The sequence below is a fragment of the Paenibacillus sp. JDR-2 genome (assembly GCF_000023585.1).
GTDB lineage: Bacteria > Bacillota > Bacilli > Paenibacillales > Paenibacillaceae > Pristimantibacillus.
The window spans coordinates 5,779,597-5,795,835 of sequence record NC_012914.1; the positions used below are offsets into that span (position 1 = coordinate 5,779,597).

Sequence of the window (16,239 nt, forward strand, 5' to 3'; positions counted from 1 at the left end):
CTCAAAGTATATGGCCCTGAAAAACTCTCTGTCAATCGCCTTGAAATAGTAAATTATTTACTTATATTTTCTAATGGCTCTACGCGTCCGTAAGCTGCTGCCGCGCCTTGCGTCGGAGCCGCCCAATGTACGGCATTTTTGATTACGTGAAGAATCTCCGGCTGATGATAAATCGGGAACGTTTCATGCCCCGGACGGAAGTAGAACAGCTTCCCTTTGCCTCTGCGGTAGCAGCAGCCGCTGCGGAATACTTCGCCGCCTTCGAACCAGGAGATGAACACCAGCTCATCCGGTGCCGGAATCTCAAAGCGTTCGCCGTACATCTCTTCCTTCGGAATTTCGATGAATTCGCCAAGGCCGTCGGCAATCGGGTGGCCGTGCTCAATAACCCACAGCCGTTCCTTCTCGCCGTCATCCCGCCATTTGAGCGCGCCGGTCTTCGTGCCAAGCAGCTTCTCGAACACTTTGGAGGCATGGCCCGAATGAAGGACAATCAGTCCCATGCCCTGCAGTACCCGGTCCCTTACCTTCTCGGCAATATCGTCCCGCACTTCATGATGGGCCAGATGCCCCCACCAGATCAGCACGTCGGTGTTGTTCAGTACTTCGTCCGTAAGACCATGCTCCGGCTCGTCAAGCGTAGCGGTTCCAACCTCAAGGCCTTCAATCGTTTTCAGATATCCGCCAATGGCATTATGAATGCCTTCCGGATAGATGCCTTTTACATGCTCGTTATGCTTCTCGTGGCGATACTCGTTCCATACGGTTACTTTTATTTGCTTCATGTTTGTTGGTGCCTCCTATTATTGAATGGTGATCCAGCGTTCCTCGGTAAAAGATTGAATAATCGCGTCTACGGCCAGCTGGTTGATATAACCGTCCTCTATCGTTGCGTCCAAGCCGTCGCCATGGCCGTTCAAGAGGCGAAAGAACGCCTGCATTTGACCCGTGCGGCAGTGATCCGGAATGTCTGCCTGCCGGAATTGTTCATCGCCTTCCTCCTTGAACTTCACCTGAAGGGAGTCTGCCTCATCCAGGTTATAGACAAGAGCGCCTTTGGAGCCGTAAATCTCAATCTGCTGATAATTGCCCCGCCCGTAAGCGAAACGGGAGATCAGCATGGAAGCCGATATGCCGCCCTCCATCCGGGAGAGAACATGGCAGAAGTCGTCCACGTCAACCTCGCCTTGGCCGGAGCCGTCCAGCAGGTCACGCTGCTTGATAATCGTGTCCGCATCGGCAATCACTCGCTGCGTATTGCCTACCAGGAAGCGGGTGAGATCAAGGATATGGCAGCCCAGGTCGCCAAAGGCTCCCGAGCCGGTAACCGACTGCACGAACCGCCAAACAAGCGGAATATGTTCATGGATGCCCCAATCCTGCAAGTATTGGCTATAGACATGGCGGATCGTGCCCAGCCTTCCTTCTTCAATCAGCTGCTTGGCGTATCGGGCGGCAGCTTTATAACGGTAGGAGAAGCAGATCATATGAGGCAGCGGTTTATTCCGCAAGGCAGTCTTCAAAGCGGACGCTTCCTCCGCGTTCATCCCGACCGGCTTCTCCAATGCAAACGGCTTGCCGTGCTCTATGGCTGCCATAGCAATGGCGAAGTGGCTGACGGTTGGCGTGCCGATGGTGACGGCATCGACCTCCGAATTGCGAAGCAGCTCGGAGTAGCTGAGGTAAGCACGATCCTCGGGAATATTCCACTGCACGCGCCTTGCGGCAAGGCGGTTCTCATCCTCGTCGCAGATCGCCCAAATCTCGGCCTCCCCGCTTGCGAGTATGCCTTCGCTATGAAAGTCGGCAATGCCGCCAAGTCCGATAATACCGATTTTTAATTTACTCATACGCACCATCCCAACGATTCCCGGATTAAAAACCACACCATCAGATTAGCCTGTGATAGAATGATTGAAAATGGCGGATCGAGACACTTTTTGTACAATAGCGACTTTTGAGAAAAAGGGGAATGTTATGCTGTCCGTAAACATGGAGCTTATTCCTACCGTTACGTTTCTTGGATTCGTGGCTTACACCAGCCCGTGGATTCACTTCAAACGAAACGTAGACGAATATATTCTGTACATTATCAAAAGCGGAGAGCTGCATATCGAAGAGAATGGCGAGCGTTACGTATTGCGCAGAGGGGACGTATTTATGCTGGAGCCGAATCTGGATCATGAAGGGTTCGAGAAGCATGTATGCGACTATTATTACATTCACTTTAAGCATCCGGATATTCAAACGGTGCATATCGAGGATATGGAGAGTTACGCGAGGAGCTTCTTTCTGGAGGATCAGGAACCGGAGGCCGGCTGCAGCCATGGCTTCCCGAAGCATTTTAACTTGGCCAACGTAAACGTGAGAAGTCAAGCGTACAATCACCTGAATGAGATGGGGCAGCTATACCTGCGGAAAAATTATAACCGCAGCATGACGGCCCTCAAGCTGGCGGAGCTGTTCGTCCAGTTGTCCCGCGCTTATCTTGCGGAGCATCTGCAAAGCGCAAGGAAACGGACCACCAAAGGGGAGGCTACCGCTTACGAGCTGCTTGATTACATCCATCAGCATTACCCGGACAAAATAACGGGCTCCGATATCGAAGCCCGCTTTGATTGCAATTTCGATTATTTGAACCGGATCTTTAACAAGATTACCGGCTGCTCCATTACGCATTACGTCAATAAAGTAAGGGTGAACCGGGCCCGGGAGCTGCTGGAGAAAACGCATATGACCATCGGCGAGGTCGCCGAGCTGGTTGGCTTCAGCGATATTTATTATTTCAGCAAAGTGTTCAAAAAATACGTCGGGCTTTCCCCTGCTTATTATAAAGGGACAAGGTGAAACGGTTTCTCCGTCCATAGGCGGAGGAGCGCGTTTCATTCCGGAGAATTCTAAGCCATTTTATAAGATACAACTTATAAACTCTTAGAATTCAAGGTGAAACGGCTTCTCCGTCCTTAGGCGGAGGAGCACGTTTCATTCCGGATAATTAGGCTTTGTCCCGGTAGATTTTCCGGTATGCGGCCGGCGTAAGGCTCTCGAACTTTTTGAACGTCTTGATAAAATAACCCGCGTCGGCGAAGCCCAGCTCGTCGCTGATCTGGTTGACGGACAGATCGGTTGTCTCGAGCAGCTCTTTCGCCCAGCCGATCTTCAGATGCGGGACAAACACCGAGAAATTCTCGCCCGTCTCCTTGGTGAAAATCCGGCTGAAATAACTCGGACTGACATGGCATAAGGCAGCCATCTCCTTGAGGTCCGCATTCACGTGCTTATGGCGGTAAATATAATCAAAAGCCGGCTGCAAAATAGAGTTGCCTGCCTGGTAGACGCTGGCGGAATTCTTCAGCTTTTTCTCAATCAGCGTATTGGACAGCTCGCTTTGCAGCGCTTGAATATGCTCATAAGAGGAATCAATCGTATGCACGAGAGCAGCGGCCGGATTTTCCCTGGACAAGGAGTCCCGGTACATCTGAAGCATATCGCTCTTGCGGATCGCTTCCTCCACGATATAGTTGCACAGATGAAACAGCATATCTGCGATTTTTTCGACTTCCTCGAAAGACAACACCGGCAGCGACCGGTAATGCTCCTGCAGAGCGTTAAACTTTTTATCCGTCTCCACGTTGGGAGGCCTTGTCACGATCTGCTCAATCGGCACTTCGGGATCGCTCAGCTTCACCTGTCCCGCCATAACCGCGCCAATATATTGATTATCCACCACAATCGGAATCGCTATATCGAGAATTTGAAAATGGCATTGATAAATATAAGGCTTGTTCGAACGGACCGCCTCGAGTCCCCCTCGCGCGTCGCATTTCTGGCAATAGGACGATAACGTGGAGTCCTTCCGCACCTCGCGGCAGAAAGCCTGGCATTCGCTATGCTTGGAAACGGGGTTACCCTTGTAATCAACCGTAATGATCGCCATCTTCGTTACAAGAGACATGGAATCCTGAAGCTTGTGCCATTTGTCGATATCCATAATTTGTTTCAGATCATATCTTGCGTTCATTGTGATCGCTCCAAACCTGAAGAGATAACTATATTATACTAGAACTCGTTGCTAGGACAAAATAGTACAATTCCAGGAAGGATTGAGCATAAAAACACCATCTTAATCTGCTTTATTTTGCGCTTATCGTACAATGCTTCCTCCCGCCTCCTAATTTTATAATGAGAGTAGTCGGTAAGCTGCGGCTTGCCATGGCTCATGCTTACGAAGTATGAATTACCACATAATAAACCTTGTATGACAATTCATTTCAGGAGGTTATTCAAAATGAGAAAAGCATTTATCAGCCCAAGCAAATACGTTCAAGGTGAAAACGAACTGCTTAACCTCGGCTTTTTTGTTCAATCGTACGGCGATTCCGCCCTTCTTATTGCTCATCCCGAAGATGTAAAGCGCGTAAAGGACAAGCTGGACTTTACTTCTAATAAATTCAATATTACGCTGGTTGAAAGCGGATTCCGCGGTGAATGCTCCCGTGAGGAAATCGCCCGGCTGAAAGAGCTTGCCCGCGAGAAAAACTGCTCCTGCACGATTGGTCTCGGCGGCGGCAAAGCAATCGATACCGCTAAATGCGTGGCCGAAGGCGAAGCGCTTATTATCGTTCCGACGATAGCCGCGACCGATGCTCCAACAAGCCATTCCGCGGTTATTTACACCAATGACGGAGCTTTCGAGGATTATGCTTACTTCAAATCCAGCCCTAGCGTTGTTATGATCGACACGACCGTTATTGCCAATGCCCCTACCCGCTTCCTCGTATCCGGCATGGGTGACGCGCTGTCGACTTACTTTGAAGCAAGAGCAACTTCCCGCTCCTTCTCCAAAGTAAATGCCGGCCTGCCTAACGGCGTACATGCCGGTGCGGCGCCAATTGCCCGCGGAACCAAAGCGGCGCTTGCGCTCGCGAAGCTCTGCTATGAGACACTCCTCGAGGACGGCGTGCAAGCGAAATTGGCATCCGACAGCAACAAAGTAACGACGGCGCTTGAGAACATCATCGAGACCAACATCCTGCTCTCCGGTCTTGGCTTCGAAAGCGGCGGCCTTGCGGCAGCCCATGCGATCCATAACGGTCTGACCGTGCTAGAAGGCACGCATCACTATTTCCACGGCGAGAAGGTTGCCTTCAGCACGATTGCGCAGCTCGTTCTGGAGAATGCGCCGAAGGAAGAAGTAAACGAAGTTCTTGCATTCTGCGCGGCGGTTGGACTGCCTGTATGTCTTTCCGACATCGGCGTAGACAGCATTACGGATGAGGAGCTTGCCCAGGTTGCGGCGCTTGCCTGCATCCCGGAAGAATCGATTCATGCTATGCCATTCCCGATTACGGAGGAAGCTGTAGCCGCTGCGATCATCGTTGCCGATCAGCTCGGCCAGGCTTTCAAACAAGGAAGGAAGTCGTAAGATGAAAAAGATCATCAATCAGCCGGAGACGCTTGTCCGCGAGATGTGTAACGGACTTGCAATGGCTCATCCAGGCCTTGAATTCAACTCCAAATATAAAGTCATGAAGAAAAAAGACATCAATGCCGCCAAAGTGACGCTGATCAGCGGCGGCGGGAGCGGCCACGAGCCGGCTCATGCCGGCTTTATCGGCAAAGGGATGCTGGATGCGGCAGTCTGCGGCGACGTATTCGCCTCCCCTTCCCAAATTCAGGTCTATCAGGCGATTAGGTCTACGGCAAGCGAGCAAGGCACGCTGCTTATTATCAAGAACTACAGCGGCGACATGATGAACTTCAAGAACGCCGCTAGTCTTGCGGCGGAAGACGGCATTCAAGTCGGTTATGTCAAAGTAGACGACGACATTGCCGTTGAAGACAGCCTGTATACGGTGGGACGCCGAGGCGTTGCCGGTACGGTGCTTGTCCACAAGATTGCCGGTGCGGCGGCGGAAGCGGGACGGAGTCTCGCCGAAGTAAAAGCTGCGGCCGAGAACGCGATTGCCCATGTCCGCAGCATCGGGTTTGCTTTTACCTCCTGCACGGTTCCGGCGAAAGGCACGCCTACGTTTGCGATTGGCGAAGACGAAATGGAATATGGCGTTGGTATCCACGGCGAGCCTGGAATCCGCAGAGAGAAGCGGATTTCCGCCGACGAGCTGTCGCAGCGCATGGTTTCGGAGCTGCTTGCCAGCTTGGGCATGAATGCCGGTTCCACAGAGGAAGTTGCTGTTCTGGTCAACGGCTTTGGCGGCACACCGCTACAGGAACTGTACCTGCTGAACAACGCCGTCATGCGTGAGCTGCACGAAAAAGGCATTGCCGTTAACAAGGTGTTTGTCGGCAACTACATGACCAGCATCGATATGGCAGGTGCATCCCTGTCAATCATGAAGCTGGACGAGCAGCTGAAGCAGCTGCTGAACGAAGAATGCGATACGCCTGCTTTCATCGTGCGCGGCGGTGCCTCGGAGAACGTGTCTTACGTGGCATTGGAGGAACAGGCGGCAATCGCAGAGAACGTGTCTTACCGCGTAGAAACCGGCGAAGAGTATGCCGTAGTGGAGAACGGAAAGCTGTCCCTTCGCAACATGACTTACCTCATTGACAAGATGAGCGAGATCATTATCGAGAACGAAGTGCCATTCTGCGAGCTGGATTCCCATGCCGGCGACGGAGACTTTGGCATGAGCGTGGCAAAAGGCTTCAAGCAGCTGAAAGCGGAATGGAAGGATATCGCGGGCGAGTCCAAGGATATCGGCAGCTTCCTGCATGCCTGCTCCCTGATCATTATGGAGCATTGCGGCGGCGCTTCCGGCCCGATCTGGGGCTCGGCCTTCCGCGCGGGCGGCAAATATGCCGAAGGCAAAACGGAGCTGACTGTTGCCGAGGTAGCAGAACTGCTTGATGCGGTAGTGAAAGGCATTCAGGCAACCGGCGAAAGATCGTTTGGCCGCGGCGCCGTTGTAGGCGACAAGACGCTCATCGACGCGTTGATCCCTTATGCGCAAAGCTGGAAATCCGCGGCGGAAGCGGGAACCGAGCTGAAGTCTGCCGGCATTGCGGCTGCGGATGCAGCGGTCGAAGGCGCCAAACAAACCGAGACTATCGTTGCCCGCATGGGCCGCGCCGGCACCGTCGGCGAACGCAGCATCGGTTATCCCGATGCGGGCGCTTACGCGCTTGGGGTTATTTTCACGGGATTGTCGGTCGTGTTGAAATAGCAGGTGGATATAGAAACAGCAGCAGTCGTGATGACTGCTGCTGTTTACTATATGGAAGAACTTTTGCTCGCACACTCTTAAAACCCGCCTCTGGAATGAATAATTTGACCGGTTATCCATTCTGAATCATCGCTTGCTAGAAACGTGATCAGACGCGCTGCATCTTCCGGAAGTCCAATCCGGCCCATCGGGAACTGCGGCAACAGACCCTCTTTCAACTCTTCGGACATCCAGCCCGTATCGGTAGGACCGGGATCAACGGCGTTTACCGTTATGCGAAGCGGAGCCAGCTCTGCGGCCAGCGATTCGGTAAAGACGGAAATAGTGCCTTTTGTTGCTGCATATGCAAGATTCCCGGGCATAGGGCCTTTCCCCTGGCCGGAGGTAAGGTTGATGATTCGTCCGCCTAATTTGCAAAGGGTGGATTGCTCTGCCTCAAGCATGCGAGCGAATTCCGCAGTTAACATAAATGTACCCCTGATATTTACCGCGCAATGCGCGTCAATCAGAGCTTCGGTCAACTGCCGGAAATCGGCATCCACGCTGTAAGTCGCGTTATTCACGAGAATGGTCGGAATACCAACGGTCTTCCGCACTTCTTCCAATAGCAACAAGCCCGAACCCGGCAAAGCAAGATCCAACTCCATATTTCCTACTTTTCGACCTGATTGACGAAGCTCCCCGGCGAAAAGATCAGGCCAGCTTTCATTGGCGTCATTCGGATATATATTTTTATCGTAGTCATACAGATGCGTAAAGAACAGATCGGCCCCTTCGGCGGCAAATGTCCGGCAAATGGCGGCTCCAATTCCACCGGGGCGGGTCACTCCCGTAACGATGGCGATTTTTCCTTTTAATCTGGCCATTTTAGATTTACCTCCCGTATCAGTTATAGTGGTCCTGCTAACGAAACCTCATATGCTTATTTATCAAAAAACAACAGTTTTACGATTCTAACGAAACCTCGTAACGCTATTTGGTTCCTTGAAGACATCATAATACGTTTTTATGGACTATAGCGATATGAGGATTCGTTACAAATCCAAATGCCGTCATTTCGAGCCGATAGCGCTATGCAGGTTCGTTAGCCCAAAATGACGCAAAGAAAAACAGCCAATCAAAGACTGGCTGCCGGCATGCAAAATGATTCATTTTTTGTTTTTCTTTGAAGCCATCCAGAAAACGAGAATAACGACGGGAATAAAGATAAACCAAGGAATATGAATCGTGCTTTGGGTAATCACGGCGAGCACCAGTACGCCTAAAGCGCCAATAATGAGCCAGAGGCAACCTCTGCCAAACGTCTCCATGCCTACGAATCCTCCTCCCTCTTTGACTGCCTTCTTTAAGCCAATTGTATTAATCGGGACTCGATAATAAAACGGCGAAGGCAACAAAAAGCCGGAAGAAGCATTATCGTTTCAGTTTATTTTCAAGTTCGAGCTCAAGATGCCATTCGTACCGTCCGTAACCGGGAATAACCGAGGTTTCTCCTTCGTCCCAAGCCGCGGAGGCATCGTCGAGGAAGCCGGTTGCGGGCTCCAGCGCGACATGATACTGATTCAAATAACCGCCGTAATTCGCCCATACCGCCAAATAAGGAACCTGCTCTTTCGGGAATGTCATCGTCAGCATCTCCCCGCTTGCCGGATCATATAAGGAAGCCCGGCCTTCCGGCAGCGTACCGTCAAAATAAAACTTCTCCGCGGTTTCCGCGCTTGCCGCTTCCGCGATATTTAAGCTAACGTCCGGCAGAGGCCTTGGCCACGGCAGAAGCGTCCCCTTATCGCCAAGTCTGCGATTATGGGAGTAGGATACCGCAATTCGTTCCAGCTTTGCGGGTACGATAATTTCCATTCCCGCTTCGACTTGAAACAAAGGATGAGCCGCCCATAGAAACGGGAGAGGTTCTGCTCCTAGATTATGAGCGATATAATCAATCCTCAAGCGGCCTTCTTCCGTAAAAGAGTAGGTCTTCTCCAACCGGTAAGGCAGTCTGCGGCCTTCCACTTCGCAAAACAAACGATTATCCCGCAGGCCGCATTGCCAAGCCAGCGACCATACCTCGCCGTGATCGGGCAGATCGATGCCCGCCCAGGGCGATTGCTGCAGGCGGCAAGCGTCAACCGTCGGGAACATCTCGTCCCAGCCGCTGCCGTCAGCTACCGCGAATGAACTGGCATACCCCAAGTTGCCAAGCGGAAGCGTAGTGCGGGACAGCCACTCTCGGCTGGTGGCAGCGTCCTTCAGCGATACGACCTTGCTGCCCAGCGACGGAATAAGCGTCAGCTCCAGCATGGAAGAACAGCCTCTCCATGCCTCGTAACCCTCGAACATCACTTTCTCCCAATACATGCTTGTCATTGTCTTCAAGCACCTCCCGTTCTTATTGAAGCAGCTTCCGCAAATAAGGGAGCGTTATGCAGTCCTCAGCGGACTGTACCTCGCTCCCGTTAAATTATGACATGTAGGCCAAGGCCGGCAAGCTGCGATGAATAGCGGCACCCTGATGGGTCGGCTCAAGCTCCAGCACTTCGCGGAAATGCTCTTCGGCTGTTGCTGCCTGCCCTAAGCCTAATTGACCAAGCGCTATCATGTAGTGGCAATGAATGCGGTTCTTTTTGTCCAGATCCTCGTCGAAGACCAGGAAATCCGGAAGCGATACCGCAAAGTAATCGATTTTCTGCGGCTGGAACAAATGCTGCTCGCCGTAGTCGACCAGCTTGTTGAAGCGGCTGCGCGCTTCCCGCTCGCGTCCCAGCTCGCGCAAAGCCACGCCTTGGTAATAAATCATGTGAGGCGGCTGATCGTTGTAGAACATGGCGCTGGTTGGTTCGTCCAGCCCTTCCGAAGCCAGCGACCAGAAGGTCTCAGCCTGCTCCGCGTGGCCAAGGATCCGGTACGCAATGCCGAGATAGTAGTTGATATTGTTCTCCTGCGCGCCATCAAGCTTGCCCTCGTTGATGGACAACGGATATTGTTTGGCCGCTTCCAGCTGGTTGATGGCTTCGGCGGCTTGCCCTTGCTCCAGAAGCTGCTTAGCGAGCTCTACGCGAGCCAGTACGTATTGAGCCGGCACCTTTCCTTCTCCACCCTCCCAAGGATGGAAATAACGGGCGAAGATGAGCTTCAGCGCTTCTTCATGACGGCCAAGCGAGTTGTGAAGCGTTACGTATTCAAGATACAAATCATCGCGAAGCAGGACCAGCTCCTTATTCCGCTCCAAGATGGTCAAGCGTTGCTCCGCCGTATAGGCCAGCTTCTTGTACAGCTGATCCAGCTCGTAGAAGATGCGGGCGTCATCCGGCGCCAAGGCATGGGCTTTCTCAAGCGAAGCCAAGGCGGCTTCCGGCTTGTTCTGTTTATTGTAATAAGCAAGCGCGAGATTACGGTGAACGGTCGCGTAATTGCCGTCGATGCCGGTCGAAGCCTCCCAGCTTGCCGCGGCTTCGGCATGGCGCTTCTTGTCATACAGCAGGTTGCCGAGATAATAGAACGCTCTTGCGTCATCCGCGCGCATCCGGGACGCATGGGTCAGGGCGACGTAATCCGCAATCGTATTCGGGAAGCAGTAAGCTGGATTCGCTACTTGACCAAACGAGTAGTAATAGTTGCCGGCGGTTTGGTCTCCGGCCATATGATGGTAGTATCCCTGGTAATAATGGACCATCGGATAGACGTTGCCCGCCGTCCGCTCCTCGATTCGTCCCAGCACGTCAAGCGCTTCGGCGTACAATCCCGCATCCGCGTAATCCTGCGCCAGCGAGATGTAATTGTGGGCATCGTCCCGCATAAGGCCGGCAAGAGCTTCCAAAGCTGACGAGGCTTGCTCTTCTCTGCCCTCAAGCTGGTGAATGCGAATCCATTCGTTACGCGAGCCAAAGTCGATAGGATCGTAATCGGATGTTTCCGTCGCCAGCCGCCCTGCTTCTTCCAGACGTCCCAGTCTGCGCAGCAGCGCCATTTTTAACAGCCGGGCCTTGCGGTTGCGATACTGCGCATCGATGGAACGATCAATTAGCTCCAGCGCTTCTTCGTATTTGCCGCTGCCTGCAGCCAGCTGAGCAAGAGCAAAGTATCCCGCAGCTTGCCAAGCTCCGGACCAGACCGACTTATAGAATGCGGCGAACGCTTCCTCGTGGCGTCCCTGCCATTTGAGCACCTTGCCCAGATGGAAGAACGGCTCCGCGTCGTATGGCCGTGCATTATGCCGCGTCAGCGTCTCGATCGCGCGGCGGAAATACGTCTCGCTCTCCGCGAACTGGCCGCGGCGCAGCAGCAGCAAGCCGTAAGCATTGTTCAGGCGGATATCCCCCGGATCGCGCTTAAGTCCTTCCAAGTAGTAAGGATCCGGCTCATAAGTAGCATGCCTGTACTGTTCCAAATGCTGGGCCGCCAAGAACAGAGCCTCTGTACTGCGAAGCTCTTCCGGCTCGCCAATCGCTTTTGCCGGATCCGGCGTCTTCTCCAGCTGCTTCCGCTGCGGACGATAGCTGACAAGCTCTTTGCCGTTGTCCGCGAATACAGCAAGCTTCAGGTTCTCCTCCAGCTCCCCTTCTTCAAGAACCACCGCTTCCGTGAATACCTGGGATGGAGATAAAGCCGCCATTTGATCGATATAGGTGCGGGCTGCTCCCTTTAACACGATACGGGCTTTTTCGAAGACCGAAGTCGCGTAAGCATTTACTCTAGCCTGCTGGCCTTCGACCTCCAAATTGACCGCGGCATTAATCGTAGCGTTTTTCACCATGCCGACTTCCTTGTAAGGCATAAAGTATTGCTTGAAGCTCTTCTCCTCGTATGGCTGCAGCCAGGTGAAGTCCGGCTGGTTATCCGTATAAACGCCCGTCATCAGTTCGATGTAAGGCCCGTCCTCGTCCGTCAGGTTCCGGTCCCAAGCCTGGCCGAATTCGCCATGCCCCCAGGTCCATTGTTTTTTGCCGGGAGACACATGCTTGTTGGCAATATGAAGAATGCCCGCTTTTACGTTGTGGTCATAGCCGCCGACAAAGTCGTAATCCGACCGGTATGCCATGTACGAGGTTGGCACCGGTATGTTGCGGTAACGGGAGATGTCGACGCCTTCGGAATAATCCATTTTGTAATACGTCCCGGTTGCGATCGGGAATTTGGATACATCCCGCTTGCCGTGGTCAAACACGGCGTGAACGTCTGGCGGAAATACGGACTGCGTATGGTCGTTGACCGCAACCGCCGGATTCGCCCACCACAGGAACGTTTGCGGCTCGGAGGTCCGGTTGAACAGCTGCGCGCTTATTTCCAGATAAGCCTTTCCGGGAAACAGGGTGAAGCCCGTTGTTACTTTGGTGCCGTACATCCGGTCGATCTCGCCGACCCATACGGTCTTGCTGCCGTCCGCATTTTCCCGAATATCGCATTCCACCGGTCCATAGGTGTTCGGACGGTGATGCTGCGGCCAGTTGAACTCAATGCCGCCGGAGATCCAAGGACCGGCAAGTCCAACCAGAGCCGGCTTGATAACCTGATTATGGTAGACGAAATCATAATCGTTCGTTTTGTCCACCGCACGGTAGATCCGGCCTCCAAGCTCGGGCATCAATTGAATTTGCACGAATTCATTTTCCAAAAAGACGATCCGGTAAGGCTTCATCACCTTCTCGTCGTAAATCTTGTCGATAACGGGATGCGGGTAGACGCGTCCCGAGCTGCCTTGATACACGCGTTTCTCCAGAAACATCGGATTGGGGTCCGGTTTCCCTACTTCATAGGTGGGAAGCTCCACCGTCTGCTCCCATACTTTTACTTCAGTAGCCATTCTCGATTCATCCTCCCCGAGGTACGATTGTTATGGGTTAATCGTACGCAATTGCGGCAAGGACCGCCATTGACAATCAAATGATTATAATGGACAATATGATGATTATCAGAACCTTCGAATCCTTATATACAGGCATGATTGGAGGATCTCTCAAGGCATGGATAGACTATTAAAGGAAGAAGGCTTCCCTTCACAGAAGCTGATCGTGCTTCCCGACCACATATTGGCCGAATATGCCGCCCATCCTCTTATCCGCCCCCTTCATATTACGGATATCGGCTGTTTCCCTTACGCGCGGCATCACTACCGGCACCGCCCGGAAGGAAGCGAAGCCTATATTGTCATGTATTGCACGGACGGCTGCGGATGGGTCAAGCTGGACGACGAGAAGCGCCTTGAGGTACGCAAGGGCGAGCTTACCTTAATCCCCGCCGGCACGCCTCATGAATACGGATCGTCGGAAGAGGAACCATGGACCATCTATTGGATCCATCTGAAAGGCGAGCTTGCGTTCTCCTTCTTCGGCGAGCAAGGAAAAGCAGCACCCGTGCCCATCCCGGTGGAGCGTTCCTCGGCTATCATCGGGCTGTTCGACGAATGTTACGAAATGCTGCTGAAAGGCTATACGCTGGATCATGTCATCTACGTCTCGCAGCTCGCCTGCCATCTGGCAGGCATAATCCGGTTAGTCCAAGCGCATCGACAGGCGGCCCCAAGTCCGCGCAGGCAGCTCGACATCGAGAAGGCGATCCAATATATGACGGAGCATCTGGAGGATAATGTGTCGCTGGCGGAGCTGGCGGCGGAAGCGGCGTTGTCCGTGCCCCATTTTACCCAATTGTTCAAAAAAAAGACCGGCTATTCGCCGATCGATTATTACTTGCGCCTGAAGATTCAGCTGGCCAGCCAATACCTCGATCTGACGGATCAAAGCGTCAAGGCCGTTGGCATTCGCGTCGGCTTCCAGGATCCCTACTACTTCTCCCGGCTGTTCAAAAAAATAATGGGGAAGTCGCCTTCCGCGTACCGAAGCACGCATAAAGGATAACTTCCCCGTCAGGAAACGATTATTGTTGTTCCCGGATATGGTACATCAAGCTGTCGAAGTCGCCTCTCAGCGGCAGCTCTACGCCAATGCGCATAAGCGAACGTCCGCTGAACACGCCTTCGATACCTTTAATAGCGTATTGCTTGTCCGGGTTAAGGCCTTGCAGGAGCAAGCGCGGGAAGTGGTCTCCCAGCTTCTGCGAATGCAGGAAAGCGAACAGCACGCTTTCTTCTTCCCCGCTTTCGCCGATGCCGACGTATTGAACCGCTTCTACGCCTTTATGCTTCAGCGCGCTTAATCGATACTGCCGGCCTTCCTGAACGAGCGGACGTACCGTTTTATACTGCGCGACCAAGGCGCCCGCTTCCGCAAGCTGCTCCTCGCTCCAATGATTCAGATTAGCTCCGATGCCAAGCGTGCCCGTCATGGCACTGTGGAAGCGGTAAGGGATGGAAGTAACGCGTTTGTTCATTCCGCTTACTTCTTCCGTCACCCAGCAGGTCATCAGCTTAGGCGCGTACGCATACGAGAAGCCTTCTTGAATGCTCAGCCGGTCGAAAGCATCCGTGTTGTCGCTTGGCCAAGCTTGCTCTGCATACCGCAGCATGCCGAAGTCTATGCGGGAACCGCCGCCCGCGCAAGTCTCGAACGCGACATGAGGGAATTTCTCCCGCAGCTCCGACCAGATCTCGTACAAGCTTCGCACATGGCGGACCCACAGCTCCTTCTGCCGGTTAAGCGGATGGTTCATCATGCCCGGCTCGGTAATCGTCCGGTTCATGTCCCATTTAACGAAGGAAATATGATGACGCTCAAGCAGATCGGACATAAAGCCGATAATGTAGCGTTTTACTTCCGGCATGGAAATGTTAAGAACAAGCTGGTTGCGCAGCTCCGTCCGCGAGCGGGTCGGGAAATGGTATACCCAGTCCGGATGCTGCCGGTACAGGTCGCTGTCCGGGTTAACGGCTTCCGGCTCGACCCAGATGCCGAACTCCATGCCTAGTCCGCGAACCTTGTCAATCAACTCGCCGAGCCCGTTCGGGAATTTCTCCGGATTAACGGTCCAATCCCCAAGGCCCGCGCGGTCATGGTTGCGCTGTCCGAACCAGCCGTCGTCAATAACGAACAGCTCTACGCCAAGCTTCGCCGCACGCTCGGCAAGGGCCGTCTGGTCCTGAACGTTGACGTCAAAATACGTCGCTTCCCACGAATTATACAATACTTTGCGTAGACTTCGTCCCGGAGCCACGACTTCATACTGATACTGATGCAGCATGCGGCTCATTGAACCAAAGCCGCCGGAAGCATATCCTCCGACAAATACGGGCGTCTCGAAGTTTTCTCCCGGAGCAAGCGTCCATTCGCTGTCGAAGTCATTAATGCCGCCCGTTACCCGCAGAAGGTCAAACGCCGTTTTCTCCGCGACGATCTTCCAGTTGCCGCTCCAGGCGAGCGCGCCGAACCATACCTCTCCCGCTTCCTCCGTTGCTCTGCCGTTGTCGATCGCAAACCAAGGATTCGCGTGGGCGTCGGTAAAGCCGCGACGGGACTCCAGTACCTTCTTCCCTTCCGAAAGCACCGTCTCCCTCAATTGAAACTCGCCGGCCCATTTGCCCGTTACATGCGTCAGCCGGTAATTATCGAGCGTTGGCATCGTCCACGCTGCCGATTGGGCATTTTCCAGCACGATATCCTCGCTGCCGGTATTCACGATAACCGCGGATCGCTCAATCAAATCAAGCCCTGGCATAACCGTATAGATCAGACGGGCTTCAATCGGATACGTCTCATCCTTCAGCGTAATGGTCAGTGTCTCTTTGCCGCCCGCTGCTTCCGTTTGATATCCGTCATAAACAAGACGCAGATCGCGCACGCCATCATGCAAGCGAACCTTCAGCGCGGGCTCCATATACGACAACCCGCCCCAGAAAGCGAATTCTTCCGCTTCGCGGTCAAGCGCGGCGTCAAACGAGCTATGCGAACGGGAACCCATAAGGAGCGCGCAATCGGCTGCTTCAACGGGAGCACCCCAGTACAAATGCTGCAGGATCCCCTTATCGTTTAATCCAAACACGTAAGAGCTGTTTACCGTCGAGATCGAAAATAACCGCAAATCAGAGTTAAATTGTATGTTCAAGAGAATCACCTCATGTATTTGATGCGCTAATCGTACGGAAAAACGAAGCCCGAATCCATTAACG

General features: G+C 53.2%; 12 protein-coding genes. 4 read left to right on the top strand and 8 right to left on the bottom strand.

Translation table 11 applies throughout. The features are described from left to right. Positions 1-53 precede the first annotated feature (53 nt). Positions 54-785: a ThuA domain-containing protein gene (locus PJDR2_RS25380; protein ID WP_015846596.1), complete on the bottom strand. Its 732-nt coding sequence runs from the start codon at positions 783-785 to the stop codon at positions 54-56. 18 nt (positions 786-803) lie between these two features. Continuing rightward, a complete protein-coding gene (locus PJDR2_RS25385; protein WP_150106558.1) occupies positions 804-1,850 on the bottom strand; it encodes a Gfo/Idh/MocA family protein in 1,047 nt (348 codons plus the stop codon). A gap of 127 nt (positions 1,851-1,977) precedes the next feature. On the opposite strand from PJDR2_RS25385, the gene PJDR2_RS25390 reads away from it, so the two are divergent. Then, positions 1,978-2,847: a helix-turn-helix transcriptional regulator gene (locus PJDR2_RS25390; protein ID WP_015846598.1), complete on the top strand. Its 870-nt coding sequence runs from the start codon at positions 1,978-1,980 to the stop codon at positions 2,845-2,847. Positions 2,848-2,995: 148 nt separating this feature from the next. On the opposite strand, the gene PJDR2_RS25395 is transcribed toward PJDR2_RS25390, so the two are convergent. Continuing rightward, positions 2,996-4,021 carry a PocR ligand-binding domain-containing protein gene (locus PJDR2_RS25395; protein ID WP_015846599.1) on the bottom strand — a complete coding sequence of 342 codons (1,026 nt, stop codon included), beginning with the start codon at positions 4,019-4,021 and terminating at the stop codon, positions 2,996-2,998. A 267-nt stretch (positions 4,022-4,288) separates the two neighbouring features. Here PJDR2_RS25395 and PJDR2_RS25400 point away from each other — a divergent pair, with 267 nt between their 5' ends. Further along, positions 4,289-5,425: a glycerol dehydrogenase gene (locus PJDR2_RS25400; protein ID WP_015846600.1), complete on the top strand. Its 1,137-nt coding sequence runs from the start codon at positions 4,289-4,291 to the stop codon at positions 5,423-5,425. A 1-nt stretch (position 5,426) separates the two neighbouring features. Then, the gene (gene dhaK, locus PJDR2_RS32585; RefSeq protein WP_015846601.1) at positions 5,427-7,187 is read left to right on the top strand and encodes a dihydroxyacetone kinase subunit DhaK; all 1,761 of its coding nucleotides are present in this window, start codon (positions 5,427-5,429) and stop codon (positions 7,185-7,187) included. A 77-nt stretch (positions 7,188-7,264) separates the two neighbouring features. Here dhaK and PJDR2_RS25410 read toward each other — a convergent pair whose 3' ends face one another. The 4 genes from PJDR2_RS25410 to PJDR2_RS25420 form a co-directional block, all read right to left on the bottom strand. Beyond that, positions 7,265-8,053: an SDR family oxidoreductase gene (locus tag PJDR2_RS25410; protein WP_015846602.1), complete on the bottom strand. Its 789-nt coding sequence runs from the start codon at positions 8,051-8,053 to the stop codon at positions 7,265-7,267. A 282-nt stretch (positions 8,054-8,335) separates the two neighbouring features. Further along, a complete protein-coding gene (locus PJDR2_RS33300) occupies positions 8,336-8,497 on the bottom strand; it encodes a hypothetical protein (protein WP_015846603.1) in 162 nt (53 codons plus the stop codon). A gap of 103 nt (positions 8,498-8,600) precedes the next feature. After that, positions 8,601-9,551 (bottom strand): hypothetical protein, encoded by a 951-nt coding sequence (locus tag PJDR2_RS25415; protein WP_015846604.1) that lies wholly within the window; start codon positions 9,549-9,551, stop codon positions 8,601-8,603. A 94-nt stretch (positions 9,552-9,645) separates the two neighbouring features. Then, positions 9,646-12,984, bottom strand: coding sequence for a DUF5107 domain-containing protein (locus PJDR2_RS25420; RefSeq protein ID WP_015846605.1), 3,339 nt, complete (start codon positions 12,982-12,984; stop codon positions 9,646-9,648). A 160-nt stretch (positions 12,985-13,144) separates the two neighbouring features. Between PJDR2_RS25420 and PJDR2_RS25425 the strand changes: the two genes are divergently transcribed. Beyond that, entirely contained in the window at positions 13,145-14,035 is an 891-nt protein-coding gene (locus PJDR2_RS25425; protein ID WP_015846606.1) for an AraC family transcriptional regulator, read from the top strand. Positions 14,036-14,054: 19 nt separating this feature from the next. Here PJDR2_RS25425 and PJDR2_RS25430 read toward each other — a convergent pair whose 3' ends face one another. Continuing rightward, complete coding sequence (locus tag PJDR2_RS25430; RefSeq protein WP_015846607.1) at positions 14,055-16,175, bottom strand: alpha-galactosidase; 2,121 nt, start codon at positions 16,173-16,175, stop codon at positions 14,055-14,057. Positions 16,176-16,239: the final 64 nt, after the last annotated feature.

Coding starts and splice junctions, on each gene's coding strand:
- PJDR2_RS25415 (WP_015846604.1), bottom strand. CDS start 9,551: ATGACAAGCATGTATTGGGAGAAAGTGATGTTCGAGGGTTACGAGGCA.
- PJDR2_RS25380 (WP_015846596.1), bottom strand. CDS start 785: ATGAAGCAAATAAAAGTAACCGTATGGAACGAGTATCGCCACGAGAAG.
- PJDR2_RS25390 (WP_015846598.1), top strand. CDS start 1,978: ATGCTGTCCGTAAACATGGAGCTTATTCCTACCGTTACGTTTCTTGGA.
- PJDR2_RS25400 (WP_015846600.1), top strand. CDS start 4,289: ATGAGAAAAGCATTTATCAGCCCAAGCAAATACGTTCAAGGTGAAAAC.
- PJDR2_RS25425 (WP_015846606.1), top strand. CDS start 13,145: ATGGATAGACTATTAAAGGAAGAAGGCTTCCCTTCACAGAAGCTGATC.
- dhaK (WP_015846601.1), top strand. CDS start 5,427: ATGAAAAAGATCATCAATCAGCCGGAGACGCTTGTCCGCGAGATGTGT.
- PJDR2_RS25395 (WP_015846599.1), bottom strand. CDS start 4,021: ATGAACGCAAGATATGATCTGAAACAAATTATGGATATCGACAAATGG.
- PJDR2_RS33300 (WP_015846603.1), bottom strand. CDS start 8,497: ATGGAGACGTTTGGCAGAGGTTGCCTCTGGCTCATTATTGGCGCTTTA.
- PJDR2_RS25410 (WP_015846602.1), bottom strand. CDS start 8,053: ATGGCCAGATTAAAAGGAAAAATCGCCATCGTTACGGGAGTGACCCGC.
- PJDR2_RS25420 (WP_015846605.1), bottom strand. CDS start 12,984: ATGGCTACTGAAGTAAAAGTATGGGAGCAGACGGTGGAGCTTCCCACC.
- PJDR2_RS25385 (WP_150106558.1), bottom strand. CDS start 1,850: ATGAGTAAATTAAAAATCGGTATTATCGGACTTGGCGGCATTGCCGAC.